This is a genomic window from Caenimonas koreensis DSM 17982, from assembly GCF_009646335.1.
GTDB lineage: Bacteria > Pseudomonadota > Gammaproteobacteria > Burkholderiales > Burkholderiaceae_C > Ramlibacter > Ramlibacter koreensis.
Map to the genome: position 1 here is coordinate 71,478 of NZ_WJBU01000001.1, position 18,556 is coordinate 90,033.

Consider the following 18,556-nt stretch of genomic DNA (forward strand, 5'->3'; position numbering starts at 1 on the left):
GCCTGACAGGTAGCGCCACCCCGGGCGCCACGCGTCAGAGCTTCACGTATTCGTACTCGACCTGCTGCGCATTGATGCCGCGATCGGGCGGCGCGATCCAGCCGGCCATCTTGCCGGGCTCGATCACGCGTTGCATCAGGCTCTTGACGAAGGTGATGTCGTCTTGCGTCGGCAGCCACTGGCTCTTCATCGCGTCGTACTCGGCCTGCGAAATCGGCTGGCCTTCGGGCGTGGTGGGCACATTCGCCCACATGCCGACCTGCCTGCGGAACCGCGTCGAAGGCAGCTTGAATTCGAATGCCACGCCCGCGCGCTTGATGCCCATGTTCCAGCGCGTGAGGCCAACGTTGCAGTCCTTCACGTATTCAAGCCGCGTGATCTCGTTCATGCCGTTGCGCGTGGAGATCACCTCTCCCTTGACGCCACCCTTGCCATCGGGCACCTGGATCGTCATCTCGGTATCCAGCTCCACGTGATCCGCAAACTTCGCTTCGTCCGGGCGGCCCTTGATGCCGTTGCTGAAGTAGTTGGCGGCGTTCGACGAGGCTTCCGAGCCGAACAGGTCGAGCGAGCTCGTGAACCAGAAGTTCATGAACTTCTGCACCGTGGGCAAGTCGATCACGCCAGCCTTGCGCAGGGTCGCCACGTCGTCCGTGTCGAGCTCCTTCATCACTTCCAGCGTGCGCTTGATCACGCGGCCAATGCCCGTCTCGCCCACGAACATGTGGTGCGCTTCTTCCGTCAGCATGAAGCGGGTGGTGCGTGCGAGCGGATCGAACGCGCTTTCTGCAAACGACTTGAGCTGGAACTTACCGTCACGGTCCGTGAAGTACGTGAACATGTAGAACGACAGCCAGTTGTCCATCGGCTCGTTGAACGTGCCCAGAATGCGCGGCTTGTTCACATCGCCACTGTGGCGCTCAAGAAGCTCTTCCGCCTCTTCGCGGCCATCGCGGCCGAAGTGCGCGTGCAACAGGTACACCATGGCCCACAGGTGGCGGCCTTCTTCGACGTTCACCTGGAACAGGTTGCGCAAGTCGTAGAGCGACGGTGCGGTGTGCCCGAGCAAGCGCTGTTGTTCAACCGATGCCGGCTCCGTGTCGCCCTGCGTCACGATCAGGCGGCGGAAGGTCGAGCGATATTCTCCGGGCACGTCTTGCCACACGTCCTGGCCCATGAAGTCGCCAAAGCCGATCTTGCGGTTTTCTTCCTTGTCGGCCAGGAAGATGCCCCAGCGGTAGTCGGGCATGGGCGTGTAGCCGTAGCTCGCCCAGCCTTGCGCATCAACGCCCACGGCGGTGCGCAGGTAAACCTCTTTGGCCTTGAAATCGCTCGGCCCCATTTCGTCCCACCACGAAAGGAACGCGGGCTGCCAGTGTTCCAGCGCGCGCTGCAGCTGGCGGTTCTCGGCGAGGTGAACGTTGTTGGGAATGAGTGCTTGCAGGTCGATGTTGCTCATGACGTTTCCTTCAGATTCGTTTCCAGTCGAACTTGGCCTTCTTGCCAGTGCCGAACAATTTCAAGGCGCCCTCTTCGCCCACCGCATTCGGGCGAATGAAGATCCAGTTCTGCCACGCAGACAGGCGGCCGAAGACGCGCGTCTCCATCGTCTCCTTGCCCGGAAAGCGCAGCGATGCTTCCATGCCGGTGAGCGCATCCGGCGAGAGTGATGCGCGCTCTTCCAGCGTGATGCGAATCTCGTCGTCCCAGTCGATGTCGTCGGGCGTGAGCGTCACAAGCCCCAGCGCCAGCGCCTGGTCGGCGCGCAGCTGGCTGTCTTGCAGCGAATGCAGTTGCGCAATGGTCGCTTCGTCTTCGCAAAACCGCGTTTGCAGGCGCGTGAGGCCATTGACTTCCGGGTAACGGCCGAAGTTGGCTTCGCTCAATTGCAGCGACGGCGCTGCATCCGGCGCGTCGGGCAAGTCGAGCATGTAGATGCGGTCTGCGGCCAGCGCGAGTTCGAACAACGTGCCCGAGAAGCACGAGCCTTGATCGACCAGCGCGATGAGCGAGCGCGACGTCACGTCCAGCCGCGCCAGCGTGCGGCGCAGCGCGCCAATCGTCTCGCGCACGAGCCAGTGGGACTTGTGCTTTTCCAGCACGTCATCAGCAGCCATCACCTTGTTGTGATCGCCGCGTGTCTTGAGCACCCAGGTGCCGATTTCAAGCTCGTTCGTGCGCAGGTTCAGGATGAGGTCGTCCAGCTCGCGCGCCAGTTGCAGCGGCCACCAGTTGGCGCCTGCAGCTTCGATCGCCTCGGGCGTCGATTCGATATTGGCATTGGGCGCGTGCACGGTGATCGTCGCGATGCGTGCCGCGCGGTCGAGGGTCGCTTCGACCGTCGTGTAGTGATAGCCGTTGTCTTCCAGGCGCAGCGGCACCGGCGTGAGAACAATGCCCTTGCCGCCAGCGCGTGTCGACTGCTTCTTCAGCGCTTCAACTTCCGCGGCCACGAGCTGCGGAAACTGCTGCGGCTTGGCGTGCGCATCAATCAGCTTCCAGTCGCGTGCGCGGTCGGCTCGGACGCCCTCGCTCGTTGTGCAGAAGATGTCGGCGAGGTCGCGGCGCACCTTGCGTTTGTCCGTCACGCGCGTGAGGCCGCCCGTTCCCGGCAGCACACCCAGCAACGGCACTTCCGGCAGGCTCACGGTGGACGAGCGGTCATCCACCATCACGATGCGGTCGCACGCCAACGCCAGTTCATAGCCGCCGCCCGCGCAAGCGCCCGTCACCGAGGCAAGCGACTTCAGGCCGTCGTTACGCGAAGAGTCTTCCAGGCCATTGCGCGTCTCGTTGGTGAATTTGCAGAAGTTCACCTTCCAGGCGTGGGTAGACAAGCCGAGCATGTAGATGTTGGCGCCCGAGCACCAGATCTTTTCCCTGCCGCTTTCGAACACCACGACCTTCACCGACGGGTGCTCGAAGCGGATGCGATTGATCGCGTCGTGCAGCTCGATATCGACACCCAGGTCGTAGCTGTTGAGCTTGAGCTTGTAGCCCGGCTTGATGCCGCCGTCTTCATTGATGTCCAGCTTCAGGCTCGCAACTTCACCATCGACGGCCAGCGTCCAGTGCTGGTATTTGGCTGGATGCGTCGCGAAGCTCACGAGCTCGCGGTCGCCCTGCTTGATCAGCAGGGGCTCGGTAATGGCGTTCATTGGACAGTTTCCTTTTTGCGGCGCGCTGGCGCCGGGGACTTGGCGGGTACGGCTCTTTCGAGGTCTTTGAGGGATTGCTTGATGCTGCGTGCCGTCGTGTCCACCACGGCATCGGCACGTGCATACAGAACTTCGCGGCTGGCCAGGATGCGGCGGATGTCTTCCATGGCCTCGCCCGCCGCGCTGCGGGCGGCACCGCGCTCGCCGCTGGTGGCTTCGAACGGCCGCATGTCGCCCTGAGCCATCACGCGGCTCATGTGCTCCTGCGGGCTGGCCTTGAGCCACACGCAATAGAAGTGGCTTTGCAGCAGGTCAAACGTTTCGCGCTCGCTCACGATGCTGCCGCCGGTGGTCATCACCACGCCGTCTGCGTGGTCCTGCGCGATGCGGGCCAGTGCGCGGCGCTCATAGCGCCGGTAGCCGCCCTGCCCGTGCAACAGCAATATTTCATTCATGCTGGTGCCGGCTTCACGCTCGATCTCGCGGTCGAGCTCCACAAACGGCAAGCCGCGGTCGCTTGCGAGCTGTTCGCCCAGTGTTGACTTGCCCGCCCCACGCAGCCCGATCAACGCAATGCGCTTCTCGCGCCCCGCATCGGCGGCCAGCCCAAAGGCAGAAGCAATCAGCGCATAGGCCTTGTCCAGTTGCGATTCATCCAGCCGCGCCAGCAGGCCATGCACGCGCGCCATGGCAGGCAGCGGTGCGTCTTGCAGGAGTTCGATCAGGGTGATGTGCAGCGCGCGGGCCGTGGCCTCCAGCGAGTTGATCGACACATTGCCCCTGCCACTTTCCACATCGGCCAGAAAGCGCTCGGACAAGCCTGAATCACTCGCCAGTTGTTTGCGCGTCATGCCGCGCCGCGCCCGCCATGCCCGCACCCGCGCACCCAATTCCACGAGGGTGACGCTGGCTTCGTTTTCGTTGACGATCGACATGGAAGTTGTGCTTTTTCGACCAGGACTTGCGCTAGATCAAGATTGCACTATACTTCCTGTTGCAGCCAAGTCAAGCAGTTTATTGCAGGTCAAACAAGAGTCGCGCCGCAGCCGTGCGCGACAAGAGGACAGACAAAACATGAAGCTCAAGATACTTGTCGGCACCATGACAAGCACCGCCGACTACGTCGCGCAGGCCATCCAGATGGACTGCGCCGATATCGCCGACGACATCGAAGTCCTGCTCATGGACGGCAGGGACATCTCGGTGTTTGACGACCCGCAGGCGCTCTACCTCATCTGCACTTCCACCTATGGCTCGGGCGACGTGCCCGACAACGCGCGTGCGCTCTACGACTCGCTCGACGCCACGCCCAAGTTCCTCGGCCATGTGCGCTACGGCGTGATTGCGCTGGGCGACCGCACGTACCTGAGCACCTTCGCATTTGGCGGCAAGAAGTTCGATGAACGGCTGCAAGGCCTGGGCGCGCAACGCATCGGCGATGTGTGGTGCCACGATGCCAGCGCCGGAACGATGCCCGAAGAGCTCGCCACCGCATGGTGCCGCGAATGGCTCGCGCTGGCTGCAGCAACCGCGCCCGCCCAGACCACTGCCTGAACGCGCGCCCATGAACATCAGCCGCGCCGACCATTCCCACTCCCCGCCGCGCGTCGAGATTCCGCACGACTACAACGCGGCCTTCGACCTGCTTGAGCGCAATGCCAGCCGGCCAGACAGCATCGCTTTCGTCGATGCGGCCAGCGGCGCCAAGCTCACTTATGGCGAGTTGGCCCACCAGGCCTATCGCTTCGCCAACGCATTGCGCGCACTCGGCTTGCCGGCTGAAGCACGCGTGATGGTCGCGATGCTCGACACGCTGGAATGGCCTGTCGTGTTTCTGGGCGCAATGCTCGCGGGCGTCGTGCCCGTCGCAACGAACACCTTGCTCACCACGAAAGACTTCGACTTCATGCTGCGCGACTCGCGCGCGCAGGCCTTGTTCGTGTCGAAGCCGTTGCTGCCCGCCTTCGAATCGCTGATCGGCAGCATCCCTACATTGCGCCATGTGTTCATTGCGGGCACGGACACGCCGGATTCAGTGGCTGCCCTGGTGAAGTCGGGCGATGGTGAGCGGCGCGTTGCCGACACCACCGCCGATGACCCTGCGTTCTGGCTTTACTCCAGCGGCTCGACCGGCACGCCGAAAGGCACGGTGCATCTGCACAGCCACCTGATCCAGACCGCGGAGTTGTATGGCCGCGGCGTGCTCGGAATTCGCGCGGACGACGTGGTGTTCTCTGCCGCCAAGCTGTTCTTTGCCTACGGCCTTGGCAACAGCCTGACGTTTCCGATGAGCGTGGGCGCAACGGCCGTGTTGTGGCCCGGCCGCCCGACACCGGGCGATGTCTTCAACACGTTGAAGACTTACCAGCCGACGATCTTCTACGGCGTGCCAACGCTGTTTGCCGCACTGCTCGCGGACCCGAACAAGCCGGCGCGCAGCGAGCTGAAGCTGCGCGTGTGCACCAGCGCTGGTGAAGCCCTGCCCGCCGATATCGGCAACCGCTGGACCGGGCAGTACGGCTGCGAAATCCTCGATGGCATCGGCTCGACCGAGATGCTGCACATCTTCCTGTCGAACCGGCCCGGCCAGGTGCGTTACGGCACCACGGGCCAGGCAGTGCCGGGCTACGAATTGCGTGTGGTGGGCGATGACGGCAAGGAATGCGGCGACGGCGAGATCGGCGAGCTGCAGATCATGGGCCCGAGCTCGGCGATCATGTACTGGAACAACCGCGCCAAGACCAAGGCCACGTTCGCAGGCGAATGGACGCGCAGCGGCGACAAGTACACGCGCGACGCCGATGGCTTCTACACCTACGGTGGCCGCAGCGACGACATGCTCAAAGTCGGCGGCATCTACGTCTCGCCCTTCGAAGTCGAGGCCTGCCTCATGACGCATCCGGCGGTGCTGGAAGCCGCCGTGGTTGGCGCCGCTGATACCGACGAGCTGGTCAAGCCCAAGGCGTACGTCGTCTTCAAGGCGTCGCAGTCAGCGAGCATTGAAGAACTGCAGGCCCACGTGAAGTCGCGCCTCGCGCCGTACAAATACCCGCGCTGGATCGAATTCGTTGCCGAGCTGCCCAAGACAGCGACCGGAAAAATCCAGCGCTTCAAGTTGCGCAACGCTGCGAAGGCGGCACACTCCGGGTAAGCCAGAGTACGCGCCGCAGGGGCGGCAGGTTAAAAATGCTTTAGGCCTCAACTAATTCGCCGTGCACCTATTCACAAGGAAGACAGACATGACCACCCGCCGCCTCGTCCTCTCCCGCAGCGCCGCCCTGATTGGCGCCGCCTCGACCGGCCTGCTGCTGCCGCAAATCGCCCGCGCGCAGTCGGGCAAGATCCGCGTTGGTTTGATGCTGCCGTACACCGGCACCTTTGCGCAGCTGGGCGTCGCCATCGAAAACGGCGTGCGCATGGCGATCAATGAAAAAGGCGGCAAGCTGGGTGGCCGCGACATCGAATGGTTCAAGGTCGATGACGAAGCCGAACCATCCAAGGGTGTTGAAAACGCGACCAAGCTCGTGCAGCGCGACAAGGTCGATGTGCTGATCGGCACCGTGCATTCAGGCGTGCAGATGGGCATCCAGAAAGTCGTGCGCGAAAGCGGCACGCTGTGCCTGATCCCGAATGCTGGCGTGCATGCCGCCACCCGCGCGCTGTGCGCACCCAACGTCTTCCGCACGTCCTTCACCAATTCGCAGCCCACGCTCGCGCTTGGCAAGGCCATGGTGGACAAGGGCCACAAGAAAGCCGTGTGGATCACCTGGAAGTACGCTGCGGGCGACGAAGCTTTCGAAGGTTTTCGCGACAGCTACACCAAGGCCGGCGGCACGATCATCAAGGAACTGGGCCTGCCCTTCCCCAATGTTGAATTCCAGGCGCTGCTCACCGAAATCGCTTCGCTCAAACCCGATGCAGTTGCGTGCTTCTTCGCAGGCGGCGGCGCAGCCAAGTTCATCAAGGACTACGCAGCTGCGGGCCTCAAAGGCAAGATCCCGCTGTACGGCTCGGGCTTTCTCACCGAAGGCGTGCTGGATGCCGCAGGCCCTGCTGCCGACGGCATCATCACCACGATGCACTACGGCGACTCGCTCAACACGCCGCGCGACAACAAGTTCCGCCTTGAATACGCCAAGACATTCCGCATGCAGCCGGACGTGTACGCCGTTCAGGGCTACGACACGGGCCTGCTGCTCGCACATGGCATGGCCGCCGTCAAGGGCGATATCGGCGCGAAGCAGGCGCTGTACAAGTCGATGGAGACAGCCGTGATCGACAGCCCGCGCGGCAAGTGGACGATGAGCCCGTCGCACAACCCGGTGCAGGACATGTACCTGCGCGTGGTCGAGAACAAGGAAAACAAGGTGATTGGCGTGGCAGCCAAGGCGCTCGCCGATTCGGGCGCCGGCTGCAAGATGGCTTGAGCCTCGCCACCTACCTGCTGTACCTCGGCGCAGTGGCGGTCCTCGTCGCCACGCCCGGGCCGACGATGCTGATGTGCGTCAGCAATGCGATCAACCACGGGCCGCGCCGCGCGCTCGCCTCCGGCGCCGGCGCGATCGCCGCAAGCTTTGTGATCATGGCTGCATCGGCGCTGGGGCTGGGCGCATTGCTGGCTGCCTCAGAAGCAGCGTTCACGGGGCTCAAGGTATTCGGCGCGATCTACCTGATCTGGCTGGGCATCATGACTTTTCACAGCCAGGCCGCGCCAGTGAGCAGCATGGCGCCACGCCAAAGCCGCTCGTTCTTCGTGCAAGGCTTGCTGGTGGGCGCGAGCAACCCGAAGGCGCTGATCTTCTTCGCTGCGTTCTTTCCGCAGTTCATTGACGCTTCACAGCCTGCCGCATGGCAGTTCGCCGTGCTCGCATTCACGTTCATGGCGGGCGACGGCCTGATGATGCTGCTGTGCACGCTTGGCGTCGGACGCATCGCGCCACTGCTGCGCCAACACAGCGCCATCCGCTGGATCAACCGCACATGCGGAACGTTTTTTGCATTGCTGGGCGGCATGCTGCTTTTCGTGCGGCGTAACGCCTGAGTTGTACCCGCATGGATCTCGCCAACTTCCTCATCCAGCTTCTCAACAGCGTGCAGTACGGGCTGCTGCTGTTCATGCTTGCCGCAGGCCTCACGCTGATCTTCGGGATCATGGGCGTCGTGAACCTGGCGCACGGCGCGTTCTACATGCTCGGCGCTTACGTGGCGTGGTCCCTGTCGAGCCTGACGGGCAGCTTCACACTGGCCGTGATTGGTGGTGCCGTGCTCTCCGTCATCTTCGGCCTGCTGCTCGAACGCCTGCTGTTTCGCCACTTCTACCAGCGCGACCACCTCGACCAGGTGCTGCTCACGTTCGGGCTGATCTATATCTTCGAAGAACTGCGCTCCATCCTGTGGGGCGACGACGTGCACGGCGTGAAGATTCCTGATGTGCTGTCGGCCTCCATTCCGCTGACAGACACACTGTCGTATCCGGTCTATCGCCTCTTCATGTCTGCTGTGTGCGTGCTGCTGGCCATTGGCCTGTACCTGCTGATTTCGAAGACAAAACTCGGCATGAAGATTCGCGCGGGCGCTTTCAACCGCGACATGACCGAAGCGCTAGGTGTGAACATCAAGCTCATTCACTCGGTGGTGTTCGCGATTGGTGTGGCGCTTGCGACAGTCGCCGGAATGATCGCCTCGCCCATCTCCAGCGTGTACCCGAACATGGGCTCGCAAGTGCTGATCATGTGCTTCGTGGTCGTGGTGATCGGTGGCATCGGCTCCGTGCGCGGCGCGTTGATTGCGGCGTTGCTGGTGGGCCTGGTGGACACATTCGGCAAAGTGCTGCTGCCGCAAGTCGCGGGCATGCTCGTTTACATGCTCATGGCCGCCGTCCTGCTGTGGAAACCTGAAGGGCTCTTCAAGCAATGAGCTCGACTAAATCCAACAACCTCGAGGCGCTGCCGCGCAGCCTGCAGGTCGTGCTGGCGATCGGTTTCATCGCGCTCGCCGCCTTCCCGTTTGTCGGCAGCGACTTCTACGCGCAGATGGTCGCGCGAATGATGATCCTCGGCATCTTTGCGATGAGCCTGGACTTGTTGCTTGGCGTGACGGGGCTCGTGTCCTTGGGGCACGCAGCGTTCTTCGGCCTCGCGGGCTACACGCTTGCTTTCGTGATGCCCGCGAGTGAATCGGTCAGCCTGTGGTGGTCGCTTCCCGCCGCCGTGGCAGCGTCAGCGCTGGGTGCGCTGGTGATCGGCTTCTTCGTTGTTCGCACGCATGGCATCTACTTCATCATGGTGACGATGGCCTTCGCGCAGATGGTGTTCTACCTGTTCTTCGACAACAAGGCGCTGGGCGGCTCCGACGGCATCTACGTCAACTTCAAGCCCGACGCGAAGCTCTTCAACCTCGACAACAAAGTCGTCTTCTATTACTTCGTGCTGGTGATGCTGGTGCTGGTGTATGCGTTCCTGCGCCGGTTGCTGTTCAGCCCGTTCGGCCGCGTGCTCGCTGGCATCCGCGTGAACGAACACCGCATGCGCGCGATTGGCTACGGCACTTTCGGCTACAAGCTCGCAGCCTTCACACTCGCTGGCGCACTCGCAGGGCTTGCTGGCTATTTGATGGCTGCGCAGTCCGGCTACGTAAATCCGGAGTTGATGGGTTTTCACATGAGTGCGCACGCCATCATGATGGTGATCCTGGGCGGCATGGGTAACTTTGCGGGCGCGATCATCGGCGCATTCGCATTCGAATACCTCTTGCACGTCTTCAAGGATCTGCCCGAGATCGCAGGCGTGAACCTTGGCAAACACTGGCAACTGTGGATGGGCATTTTCATCGTGCTGGTGATCTCATTCGCGCCTCGCGGTTTGCTCGGCCTGGTCGAGCGGTTCTCGCGCAGCAGGAAGGACAGCGATGTCTGACGCACTGCTCATCGCGAGCCAACTCACCAAGCGTTTCGGCGGCCTGGCGGCTGTGAACGATGTGTCGCTGGAAGTCGCACAAGGCCAGATCCATGCGGTGATCGGCCCCAATGGCGCGGGCAAATCGACGCTGACGAATCTGCTCTCAGGTGACCTGCCGCCCACCTCTGGCCGCATCACACTCGCCGGGCAAGACGTGACAGGATGGTCGCCCGAAAAAATCTCCCGCGCCGGGCTCGGCCGCAGCTACCAGAAGACCAACATCTTCCAGCCGTTCACCGTGTGGGAGAACGTGCGTCTGGCCGCGCAGTCACGCGAGCCGCATGGCGCAAGCTGGCTCAAGCTCGCGGGCAGCTTCGCATCGATCAACGACCGCGCCACCCAGGCGATCGAGATGGCGGGCTTGTCCGCACGACGCGATGTGATCGCCGCGACGATCAGCCATGGCGAGCAACGCCAGCTCGAAATCGCGATGACGCTCGCCACAGGCCCGCGCGCGTTGCTGCTCGACGAGCCACTCGCTGGCATGGGTGTGGCTGAAGCCGAGCGCATGGTGCAGCTGCTGCTCAAACTCAAGCCCGCGCACGCGATCATGCTGGTCGAGCACGACATGGACGCCGTGTTCACACTCGCCGACACGCTCACCGTGATGGTCAATGGCCAGGTGATCGCCAGCGGCACGCCTGCCGATGTGCGCGCCGATGCGAATGTTCAGTCAGCGTATCTGGGCGAAGAATTCGCCGAGGGGCACGGGTGATGCAAGCCACTGACCTCCTGATCGAAGGCACGGGCCTGAACACCTACTACGGCGCGAGCCACATCCTGCGCGGCGTTGATTTCAGCGTGCGGCGCGGCGAAACGATTGGCCTCATGGGTCGTAACGGCATGGGCAAGAGCACACTGCTCAAGACATTGATGGGCCTCGTGCCGCCGCGCTCAGGCAGCGTCAAGGTGATGGGCCGCGACATGGTGGGCCGGCCGCCCTACGAAGTCGCGCAACTTGGCATTGCTTACGTGCCCGAAGGCCGCGGAATTTTCGGCAACCTGAGCGTGGTCGAAAACCTCGTCATGGCGTCGCGCGCCGGCACACGCGGCCAGCGCGACTGGACGTACGAGCGCGTGCTTGACACCTTTCCTCGCCTGAAGGAGCGGCTGGGCCACGGCGGCCAGCAACTGTCGGGCGGTGAGCAGCAGATGCTCACGATTGGCCGCGCGCTCATGACGAACCCCGATGTGCTGATCCTCGATGAAGCAACGGAGGGTTTGGCGCCGCTCATTGCGCGCGAGATCTGGCGCATCTGCGCGCTGATCCGCGAAAGCGGCATCTCCAGTGTGATCGTGGACAAGAACTGGAAGCACGTCACCCAAGTCACTGATCGCAACGTGATTCTGGTCAAAGGCGAAGTCGTGTTCAACGGCTCGTCCGATGCGCTGCGCGAGCAGCCGCAACTGCTCGATCAATACCTCGGCGTTTGATCAGCGCGCGCGCAGCAAATCCCTGGCCACCAGCCTGTTGCCCACAACTGTTTCGGTGAGGTGGTTGCGGCGCACGCGCTCGTTGCGCATTTCGTCCAGCAGCGCGGCCCGCACTTCAGGCGTCCACGTTGCGTAAGGATTGAGCAGCCCGGCATTCACCAGCTTGTGCCGCAGCTTGCGGTCTTTCACCTGGTGCTTGTCGAGCTGCCTGTGCTCGCGTCGGTGCCAATGCATGCCAGGCTGGTCCGCGCGCGAGCCTGCCTGTTTGTTTGGCCGCACGGGTGCAGCCGCAGGGCGCTTGGACTCACTGCCTGCAGTATCGTCACCTGGCGGAAGGTGCACGGTGACGTGAGCTGCGCGCCCGGCGGCCGACTGGGCAGCCGGCTGCAAACGCGGTTGAGTGTCCGCCCCAGCCGCGGGCAACGCCGGGGAATCGTTGCCAGCGTGCGGCGCATCGTCCAGTTCCGGAAATTCGCCCTCCACCGTCAATGCCAGCAACGGCTCCTCGACAAAGCGGAGCGTGACCTGCCCAGGAAACGGAACCTTCACATGTGCGTCGAGCACATCGATCAGCAAGCGCCCCTCGTCTTGCGACGGCAACTCATGCTCCTGCTCGAGCAGCGTCATCAGGCGCTGCGCGTTGTGTTCGAGGATTTGCAGCGACGCCGCAAGACTTTGCGCAAGCCGATGACCGTCCGGTGTCGTCAACGCCGCTTGCGCCAGCTCGTCGAGCAACCCTTGCCCGCGCGCGTATTGGCGAAAGTTAACCTTGGGGCGATCTTTCTTGGGCATGGCGCGGAAATGCGCATTGCCAAGCAGCATGCGAGCCTCATGTCGCAAAAGCTCCACGACACGCGGCGCAAACACCATCCGCTTGAGCACCTGCGGCGGCAGGTTCAGCACGATGGCAGTGGCCGCCTGCCACACGCCAACGGTGTGGTCGATCTCGCTGTTCGTCGTGTACTTGCGCAACAACGCGTAAGCGCAGTCGGCTGCTGCCGCAGATATTGCGGGCCGCGTGCGGATGCTCGCGAACAGGCACGCCAGCGCGTGCTCGTCGAGCCAGTCGCCGCTTTGGAGGGACTGCAGGGCCCGCAACGCAGAGGCGTCATCAAAGGCAGCCACATTCAACGGCGTCTTGGTGCCAGTCGCCACGGGATAGCCGCTTGCAAACATCAGGCCGTAGATCGTGTTGTCGGTCAGATTCACGGTCTGCATCGCGCGCACCCGTTCTTCGTGCACGGCGGCGATCTGCCCCACATGACGCCCATGGGGATCGTTCTCCCAACTCGCTATCCAGGATTCGACAACTCTCTGGCGGGCTTTGCCGTTCGGCACCTTCGATCTCAGATACTCACCCAGCGTGTCGCGCGCGGACGGCAGCAGTGGCACCTCCGGCGGAAACTCAAGCATGCGCTTGTCGTAGTGGGCCTTGAGCGTGGCGCAAATCTGGTCAACGGGTTTGCCTCTTAGCAGGTTGATCCTGCAGAACAGTCGCGCGAACTCATCAACCGTCATTGCGCGCTCGGGGACGAGCCCCTGCGTCCTGGCATCTCGGGCTCTGTCGAGCGCCAGCAGCGCAATCAGGCTGTCGACCGAACTGGCGACCTGCATGGCGAAGCCCTGTCGCTGCGCTGGCGGGACACAAACCGCCAATTCAGACAACAGCACATTGCGCAAGTGGACGGTGGCCTCACGATCCAGGCGCTGCTCAGCTGTGGGCATTACGGCGCAACCTTGTTCCGTGAGCCGGACATAGCATTCGGTCGCCTTGATGCCCTTGCGTCTGAGCAAGACCAGCATGTCGTCCAAGATTGATGGGGGCAACGCTGGCGCAGGCGCCAGTGGCAACGCTGAGCCAGGTTGCGCGTCCTTACGATCAGCAGGGATCGTGAGATGGCGGACGGGTTGCTGCTGCGTCGATGCCGTCGTTGCGCTTTGCGCAGCGGCGGTGCTTGCGGCGGCGCTGGTTTGACTGTGACCCGACGCACTTGCGCGTGCGTTGGGTGGACGGGGTAGCGAATGGCTCTTCACGGCGGTCTTTCTGAAAGGGTGCGAGATTTGCGCATAAGCGCAAAGCTCGTCTGCGCCCTTTGTCACGCTAGCCAGACCTTCGTCCCCACCCATTCAGCTGTGGCAGCGCCGTCTTGTATCACGGCGGGCACTCCACGCCCTCGCCCGTCACATGCTCGCCCAGGAAATCGAGAAAGCGCCGCACCGCCGGCACCAGCCCGCGCCGCGACGGAAAAACCGCCAGCAGCATGGCCTGCCTGGGCGCCCAGCCTGGCAGCACGAGTTCAAGCCGGCCCTCGCGAAGGTCGCGGCGGCACATGTAGTCCGGTATCACCGACATGCCGATGCCCGCGCTCACCGCGTACTGCAGTGTGAGCAAGTCGTCTGCCGTGTACACCGGGCGGTGGTGAAGATCGTGCTCCTTGCCGCCAGGCCCCGCAAAGCGCCATGAAGCGCGGCCATCTGCTGCCGACATCGCGACAGTGGGTATGCGCTGCAGGTCCTCCACCGACGTGGGCCGGCCAACACGTTCGAGCAACTGCGGGCTGGCGACCAGCAGCGCCTGTGTTTCGCCCAGCTTCTTGACGATCAGGCTGCCACTGTCGGCCAGTGACGTGCGCACACGCAGCGCTACATCGATGCCCTCCTCGACCAGATCGACAACGCGGTTGTTCACCTGCATGTCGATGCGCACCTTCGGGTGTTTTTCAAGAAACGCGGGCAGCAACGGCCCAAGGGTGAACTGCGCGACCGTGACCGGGCACGTCACGCGGATCGTGCCGCGCGGCTCGGTCTGCACGACAGCCACAGCCTCTTCCGCTGCCTCAGCTTCCTCGCGCATGGCAACGGCATGGCGGTGATACACCTCGCCTGCTTCGGTCAGCGAGAGCTTGCGCGTCGTGCGTTGCAACAGGCGCACGCCCAGCCGCGTTTCCAGTTCAGCGACGCGGCGTGACAGCTTCGATTTCGGCAGGTTGAGCGAGCGCCCCGCCGCTGCAAAACCGCCCCGGTCCACGACCTCGGCGAAGTAAAGCATGTCGTTCAGGTCTTGCATGGCGGCGCCTCATCGTTCTATTAGCAGGACAATCTAACGCGATTTTGCCGACTTATCAATTGATCGATGCGCCCGCACACTTCTCCCAAGCCCAAAACGGCGATTTACAGGAGAAATCATGAAACTGCTTCACATCGATTCCAGCCCCCTTCAGGCCAACTCGGTCTCGCGCCAGCTGACTGAGCGCACCGTCGCCCAATGGGTCGCCACGCACCCCGGCACGACCGTTGAGCACCTCGACTTGGCCGTGGATGCGCCGAACCACCTGTCGCTCGACTCGCTTGGCTTCAAGCTCGGCACCGCTGCGACGACCGACATCCAGCGCAAGGAAAACGAAATCTCCGAGCGCCTCGTGAGCCAGTTCCTCGCGGCAGACGTGATCGTCGTTGGCGCACCGATGTACAACTTCTCAGTGCCGACGCAGCTGAAGGCATGGATCGACCGCATTGCGCAAGCCGGCCGCACGTTCACGTACACCGAAAAGGGTCCGCAAGGCCTGGCCGGTGGCAAGACGGTGATCGTTGCTTCCACCCGTGGCGGCATGTATTCGACGAACCCGGCGCTGGCGCACCTGGACCACCAGGAGAGCTACCTGAAGACGGTGTTCGGCTTCTTCGGCATCACCGACATTCGCTTCGTTCGCGCCGAAGGCATTGCGATGGGTGAGGCTGCGAAGGCAACGGCGCTTAGCGCCGCCGACGTGACGATCAAGGCACTGACAGCGGTGCCGGCGAACGAAGCGTCGGCCACGCTGGCAGCGTAATTACGCAGAAGGCCGCGCGGGCCTTCGATTATTTCCTCGTGTAGATCTGGTCGAAGCTCGCGCCGTCGGCAAAGTGCGCCTTGTCGGCTGCAGCCCAGCCACCGAACGCCTGGTCGATGGTGAAGAGGGTCAGCTTGCCGAACTGCTTCGCGTACTTGGCTTGTGCCTTCGCCGACACGGCGGGCCTGTAGAAATTGCGGCCGACGATGTCCTGGCCTTCTTCGGAGTACAGGTACTTCAGATATTCCTCGGCGACGGCACGCGTGCCCTTCTTGTCCACGTTCTTGTCCACCACCGCGACAGCAGGCTCAGCCAGGATGCTCAGCGGCGGCACGACGATATCGAACTTGGAGCCGAATTCCTTTTCCAGCAGGTAAGCCTCGTTCTCCCAGGCGATAAGCACGTCGCCCTGTGCACGCTGTGCAAACGTGATGGTGGAGCCGCGCGCACCCGTGTCGAGAATCGGCACGTTGCCATACAGCTTGGCCACGAACTCTTTCGCCTTTGCATCGCCGCCGTACTTGCGCTTGGCGAATTCCCAGGCGGCCAGGTAGTTCCAGCGTGCGCCGCCGGATGTTTTCGGGTTCGGCGTGATCACGCTCACGCCCGGCCTGACCAGGTCGTCCCAGTCCTTGATGCCTTTGGGGTTGCCCTGGCGCACCGCGAACACGATCGTCGATGCATAGGGCGATGCGTTGTGCGGCAGCTTCTTTTGCCAGTCAGCCGCAAGCCAGCCGCCGTTCTTGACGAGGGCGTCGGTGTCGCCGGCCAGCGCGAGGGTTGCCACATCGGCGTCGAGGCCATCGATGATGGAACGCGCTTGCTTGCCCGAGCCGCCATGTGACTGCTTGATCGTCACGTCCTGGCCGGTCTTGGCCTTCCAGTACTTGGCGAAGGCCTGGTTGAAATCGACGTACAGCTCGCGCGTCGGGTCATAAGAGACGTTGAGCAGCGTCACTGGCTGTTGGGCGGTAGCCGGCAGCGCGCCCAAGGCCATCACGCTCGCAAAGAGGGCTGCCAGGGGAATCTTGATAAAGTCGCGTCGTTGGTCGTTCATGTTTCTCGTTCGCACGTGAGTTGTCGATGAGGCGGATTCTGAAAGGACCCCCGCGAAACGGGAACGACTGTGTTTTCACATGTTTATTCGCGAATGCTTATGCGCATTCGGCAATGAAGAGGCTCCATATGGCTCGCATGGTTCAGTGCATCAAGCTCGGCAAAGAGGCAGAAGGCCTCGACCGCCCGCCCTACCCCGGTGATCTCGGCAAGCGCTTGTATGAGAGCGTCAGCAAGGAAGCCTGGGCGCAATGGCTCAAGCAGCAGACCATGCTCGTCAATGAAAACCGGCTGAACCTGGCAGATGCGCGGGCACGCCAATACCTGGCGCGGCAGATGGATCAGCACTTCTTTGGCAGCGGCGCAGACGTGGTGCAAGGCTACGTGCCGCCGACCAATCCCTGAGCGGGAAGACTGCATTGGCCGCGTTGCGGCAGTGGCGTGTTCTGGAGTCGCGGCTCCAGAACGGTCTGGGGTTTCTGGCGGCCTGGCGAGACTGGAAAGGCGACCCGGACCGGCCGCAGTTGCTGCACTACGTGGCGGTTCAAGCCAACCCCGTTTCACCTGCATATCTTGTCGCAGCGGCTGCGCATGACGCAGCACTTGCGCCCCTGGCAGCCGAACTTGCAAACCAGTGGTTTGGCCTCACGCCGGGCACACACCGGCTCACCTTCGAAGCAGGGCGCGTCACGCTCACCTTGCACGTCAATGAATTGCGCGACGTGCTGCGGCATGAACCGTTTGTGGTTGACGCCGTGTTGCTGGACGAGCGCGACTGCGACCTCGCGACGCTCAAGGCCATCGGGCGGCACTGCCGGCGGGGCTCGCGCATGGAGATGCGCGTAGCGGTAACTGGCGCGCCATTGAGCGCAACGATGCAGCGCGACTTCACGCAGTGCGGCTTTGTGGTCGAAGCTCGCGGCGGAGTCGTCCAAGGCGTGTTCGACCCCGTCTGGCAACCCAAGAACCCCCTGCCGCCATACGGCGCAACGCCATCGCGCTGTGTTGTCGTGGGTGCGGGCCTGGCAGGTGCTGCGGTGGCGGCCAGCCTCGCGTTGCGCGGATGGCAAGTCACCGTTCTGGACGCCGCTGATGAGCCGGCCACGGGCGGCTCGGGTGTGCCAGTCGCGCTGCTCACGCCGCACTTCTCGCCGGACGCCGCCCTGCTCTCGCGCCTTGCTCGCAGCGGTGTGCGCGCCACCGTCTTGCAGGCGCGGCAGCTGCTGCGTGAAGGGTTGGACTGGCGCCTCGCCGGCTCGCTGGAGCGGCGTGCCGAGCCGGTGGATCCACGCACGCTTGCCGCGAGCGGACATGCCTGGAGCCGCGTACCGACGGCAGCGCAGATCGCTGCGGCTGGGCTCGCAGGCACCAAGGACATCAGCGCCGTGTGGCACGAGCAGGCCGCGTGGATCAGGCCGAAGGCGCTCGTGCAAGCATGGCTGACACAGCCTGGCATTGAGTGGCGCGGCAACACGCGCGTCTGCTCGATTCAAATGGAAGGCAGCGACTGGGTTCTGCGCAATGCGGCGGGCGAAGTCGCGCGCGCTCCGCTCATCGTGGTGGCCGCAGCGCTGGAAAGCAGCGCCCTCACTGGTGCATGCGCGCCCCTGCAGGCAGTGCGGGGGCAGGTGTCATGGGGGCAGCAAGACGCGTCCCATGCGTTCGCCCCGTTTGCGGTCAACGGCGGCGGGCACTTCATACCGGCTGTTCCCCATACATCGGCAATTGCAAGTGAAATGGCCTGGTTCACCGGCTCCACATTCGATCGCGACGATATGCAGCGCGACGAACGCGCCAGCGACCACCTCGCCAATCTCGAGCGGCTTCGTGCACTCGCGCCCGGTGTTGCGGCCCAGCTGGAGAGCGCATTCGCAGGCGGTTCGGTCAGAGGCTGGGCGGGTGTGCGATGCGCGTCATCCAACCGGCGGCCGATCGTGTCGCAGGTGCGGCCGGGGCTGTGGATGAGTACGGCGATGGGGTCACGCGGCTTGACGTTTGCGAGGCTGTGCGCCGAAGTGCTGGCGGCGCACTTGCATGCCGAGCCACTGCCGGTCGAGCTGCGCCTGGCTGAAAGTCTGGCCCCGCCCGTTGGTGGCGACGCGAACGCGCCGGCCTAAGGCCC

At 63.4% G+C, this 18,556-nt stretch carries 17 protein-coding genes; 11 read left to right on the forward strand and 6 right to left on the reverse strand.

Going from position 1 to position 18,556, the window contains the following annotated elements; translation table 11 throughout:
- Window positions 1-34: 34 nt before the first annotated feature.
- From boxB to GHT07_RS00310, 3 genes are read right to left on the reverse strand one after another with little or no spacing between them, the layout of a single operon-like run.
- A complete protein-coding gene (boxB, locus tag GHT07_RS00300) occupies window positions 35-1,459 on the reverse strand; it encodes a benzoyl-CoA 2,3-epoxidase subunit BoxB (RefSeq protein WP_153583056.1) in 1,425 nt (474 codons plus the stop codon).
- Window positions 1,460-1,469: 10 nt separating this feature from the next.
- Window positions 1,470-3,158, reverse strand: a complete 1,689-nt coding sequence (boxC, locus tag GHT07_RS00305) for a 2,3-epoxybenzoyl-CoA dihydrolase (RefSeq protein WP_153583057.1) — start codon at window positions 3,156-3,158, stop codon at window positions 1,470-1,472.
- Window positions 3,155-4,093 (reverse strand): helix-turn-helix transcriptional regulator, encoded by a 939-nt coding sequence (locus GHT07_RS00310; protein WP_153583058.1) that lies wholly within the window; start codon window positions 4,091-4,093, stop codon window positions 3,155-3,157. Before GHT07_RS00310 ends, boxC begins: the two co-directional genes overlap by 4 nt.
- 139 nt (window positions 4,094-4,232) lie before the next feature.
- Between GHT07_RS00310 and GHT07_RS00315 the strand changes: the two genes are divergently transcribed.
- The 8 genes from GHT07_RS00315 to GHT07_RS00350 all read left to right on the forward strand — a co-directional run bounded on the left by GHT07_RS00315 (window position 4,233) and on the right by GHT07_RS00350 (window position 11,548).
- On the forward strand, window positions 4,233-4,712 hold the full coding sequence (locus GHT07_RS00315) for a flavodoxin domain-containing protein (protein ID WP_153583059.1): 480 nt from the start codon (window positions 4,233-4,235) through the stop codon (window positions 4,710-4,712).
- 10 nt (window positions 4,713-4,722) lie between these two features.
- Window positions 4,723-6,309, forward strand: a complete 1,587-nt coding sequence (locus tag GHT07_RS00320; protein ID WP_153583060.1) for a benzoate-CoA ligase family protein — start codon at window positions 4,723-4,725, stop codon at window positions 6,307-6,309.
- Window positions 6,310-6,397: 88 nt separating this feature from the next.
- A complete protein-coding gene (locus tag GHT07_RS00325) occupies window positions 6,398-7,585 on the forward strand; it encodes an ABC transporter substrate-binding protein (protein ID WP_153583061.1) in 1,188 nt (395 codons plus the stop codon).
- Entirely contained in the window at window positions 7,582-8,199 is a 618-nt protein-coding gene (locus tag GHT07_RS00330; protein WP_153583062.1) for a LysE family translocator, read from the forward strand. Before GHT07_RS00325 ends, GHT07_RS00330 begins: the two co-directional genes overlap by 4 nt.
- 11 nt (window positions 8,200-8,210) lie before the next feature.
- Complete coding sequence (locus GHT07_RS00335; RefSeq protein ID WP_153583063.1) at window positions 8,211-9,074, forward strand: branched-chain amino acid ABC transporter permease; 864 nt, start codon at window positions 8,211-8,213, stop codon at window positions 9,072-9,074.
- The gene (locus GHT07_RS00340; RefSeq protein WP_153583064.1) at window positions 9,071-10,072 is read left to right on the forward strand and encodes a branched-chain amino acid ABC transporter permease; all 1,002 of its coding nucleotides are present in this window, start codon (window positions 9,071-9,073) and stop codon (window positions 10,070-10,072) included. Before GHT07_RS00335 ends, GHT07_RS00340 begins: the two co-directional genes overlap by 4 nt.
- Window positions 10,065-10,829 carry an ABC transporter ATP-binding protein gene (locus GHT07_RS00345; protein WP_153583065.1) on the forward strand — a complete coding sequence of 255 codons (765 nt, stop codon included), beginning with the start codon at window positions 10,065-10,067 and terminating at the stop codon, window positions 10,827-10,829. Before GHT07_RS00340 ends, GHT07_RS00345 begins: the two co-directional genes overlap by 8 nt.
- Window positions 10,829-11,548 (forward strand): ABC transporter ATP-binding protein, encoded by a 720-nt coding sequence (locus GHT07_RS00350; RefSeq protein WP_153583066.1) that lies wholly within the window; start codon window positions 10,829-10,831, stop codon window positions 11,546-11,548. Before GHT07_RS00345 ends, GHT07_RS00350 begins: the two co-directional genes overlap by 1 nt.
- On the opposite strand, the gene GHT07_RS00355 is transcribed toward GHT07_RS00350, so the two are convergent.
- Window positions 11,549-13,273 carry a hypothetical protein gene (locus GHT07_RS00355; RefSeq protein ID WP_153583067.1) on the reverse strand — a complete coding sequence of 575 codons (1,725 nt, stop codon included), beginning with the start codon at window positions 13,271-13,273 and terminating at the stop codon, window positions 11,549-11,551.
- Window positions 13,274-13,700: 427 nt separating this feature from the next.
- Window positions 13,701-14,615, reverse strand: coding sequence for a LysR family transcriptional regulator (locus GHT07_RS00360; protein WP_153583068.1), 915 nt, complete (start codon window positions 14,613-14,615; stop codon window positions 13,701-13,703).
- Window positions 14,616-14,733: 118 nt separating this feature from the next.
- Between GHT07_RS00360 and GHT07_RS00365 the strand changes: the two genes are divergently transcribed.
- Window positions 14,734-15,378 (forward strand): FMN-dependent NADH-azoreductase, encoded by a 645-nt coding sequence (locus GHT07_RS00365; RefSeq protein WP_153583069.1) that lies wholly within the window; start codon window positions 14,734-14,736, stop codon window positions 15,376-15,378.
- Between the two features lie 28 nt (window positions 15,379-15,406).
- On the opposite strand, the gene GHT07_RS00370 is transcribed toward GHT07_RS00365, so the two are convergent.
- The gene (locus GHT07_RS00370; protein ID WP_153583070.1) at window positions 15,407-16,435 is read right to left on the reverse strand and encodes a sulfate ABC transporter substrate-binding protein; all 1,029 of its coding nucleotides are present in this window, start codon (window positions 16,433-16,435) and stop codon (window positions 15,407-15,409) included.
- A gap of 128 nt (window positions 16,436-16,563) precedes the next feature.
- Here GHT07_RS00370 and GHT07_RS00375 point away from each other — a divergent pair, with 128 nt between their 5' ends.
- Together GHT07_RS00375 and mnmC are read left to right on the forward strand one after the other, a co-directional pair.
- Window positions 16,564-16,839: an oxidative damage protection protein gene (locus GHT07_RS00375; protein WP_153583071.1), complete on the forward strand. Its 276-nt coding sequence runs from the start codon at window positions 16,564-16,566 to the stop codon at window positions 16,837-16,839.
- A 14-nt stretch (window positions 16,840-16,853) separates the two neighbouring features.
- Window positions 16,854-18,551: an FAD-dependent 5-carboxymethylaminomethyl-2-thiouridine(34) oxidoreductase MnmC gene (gene mnmC / locus GHT07_RS00380; protein ID WP_153583072.1), complete on the forward strand. Its 1,698-nt coding sequence runs from the start codon at window positions 16,854-16,856 to the stop codon at window positions 18,549-18,551.
- Window positions 18,552-18,556 lie beyond the last annotated feature (5 nt).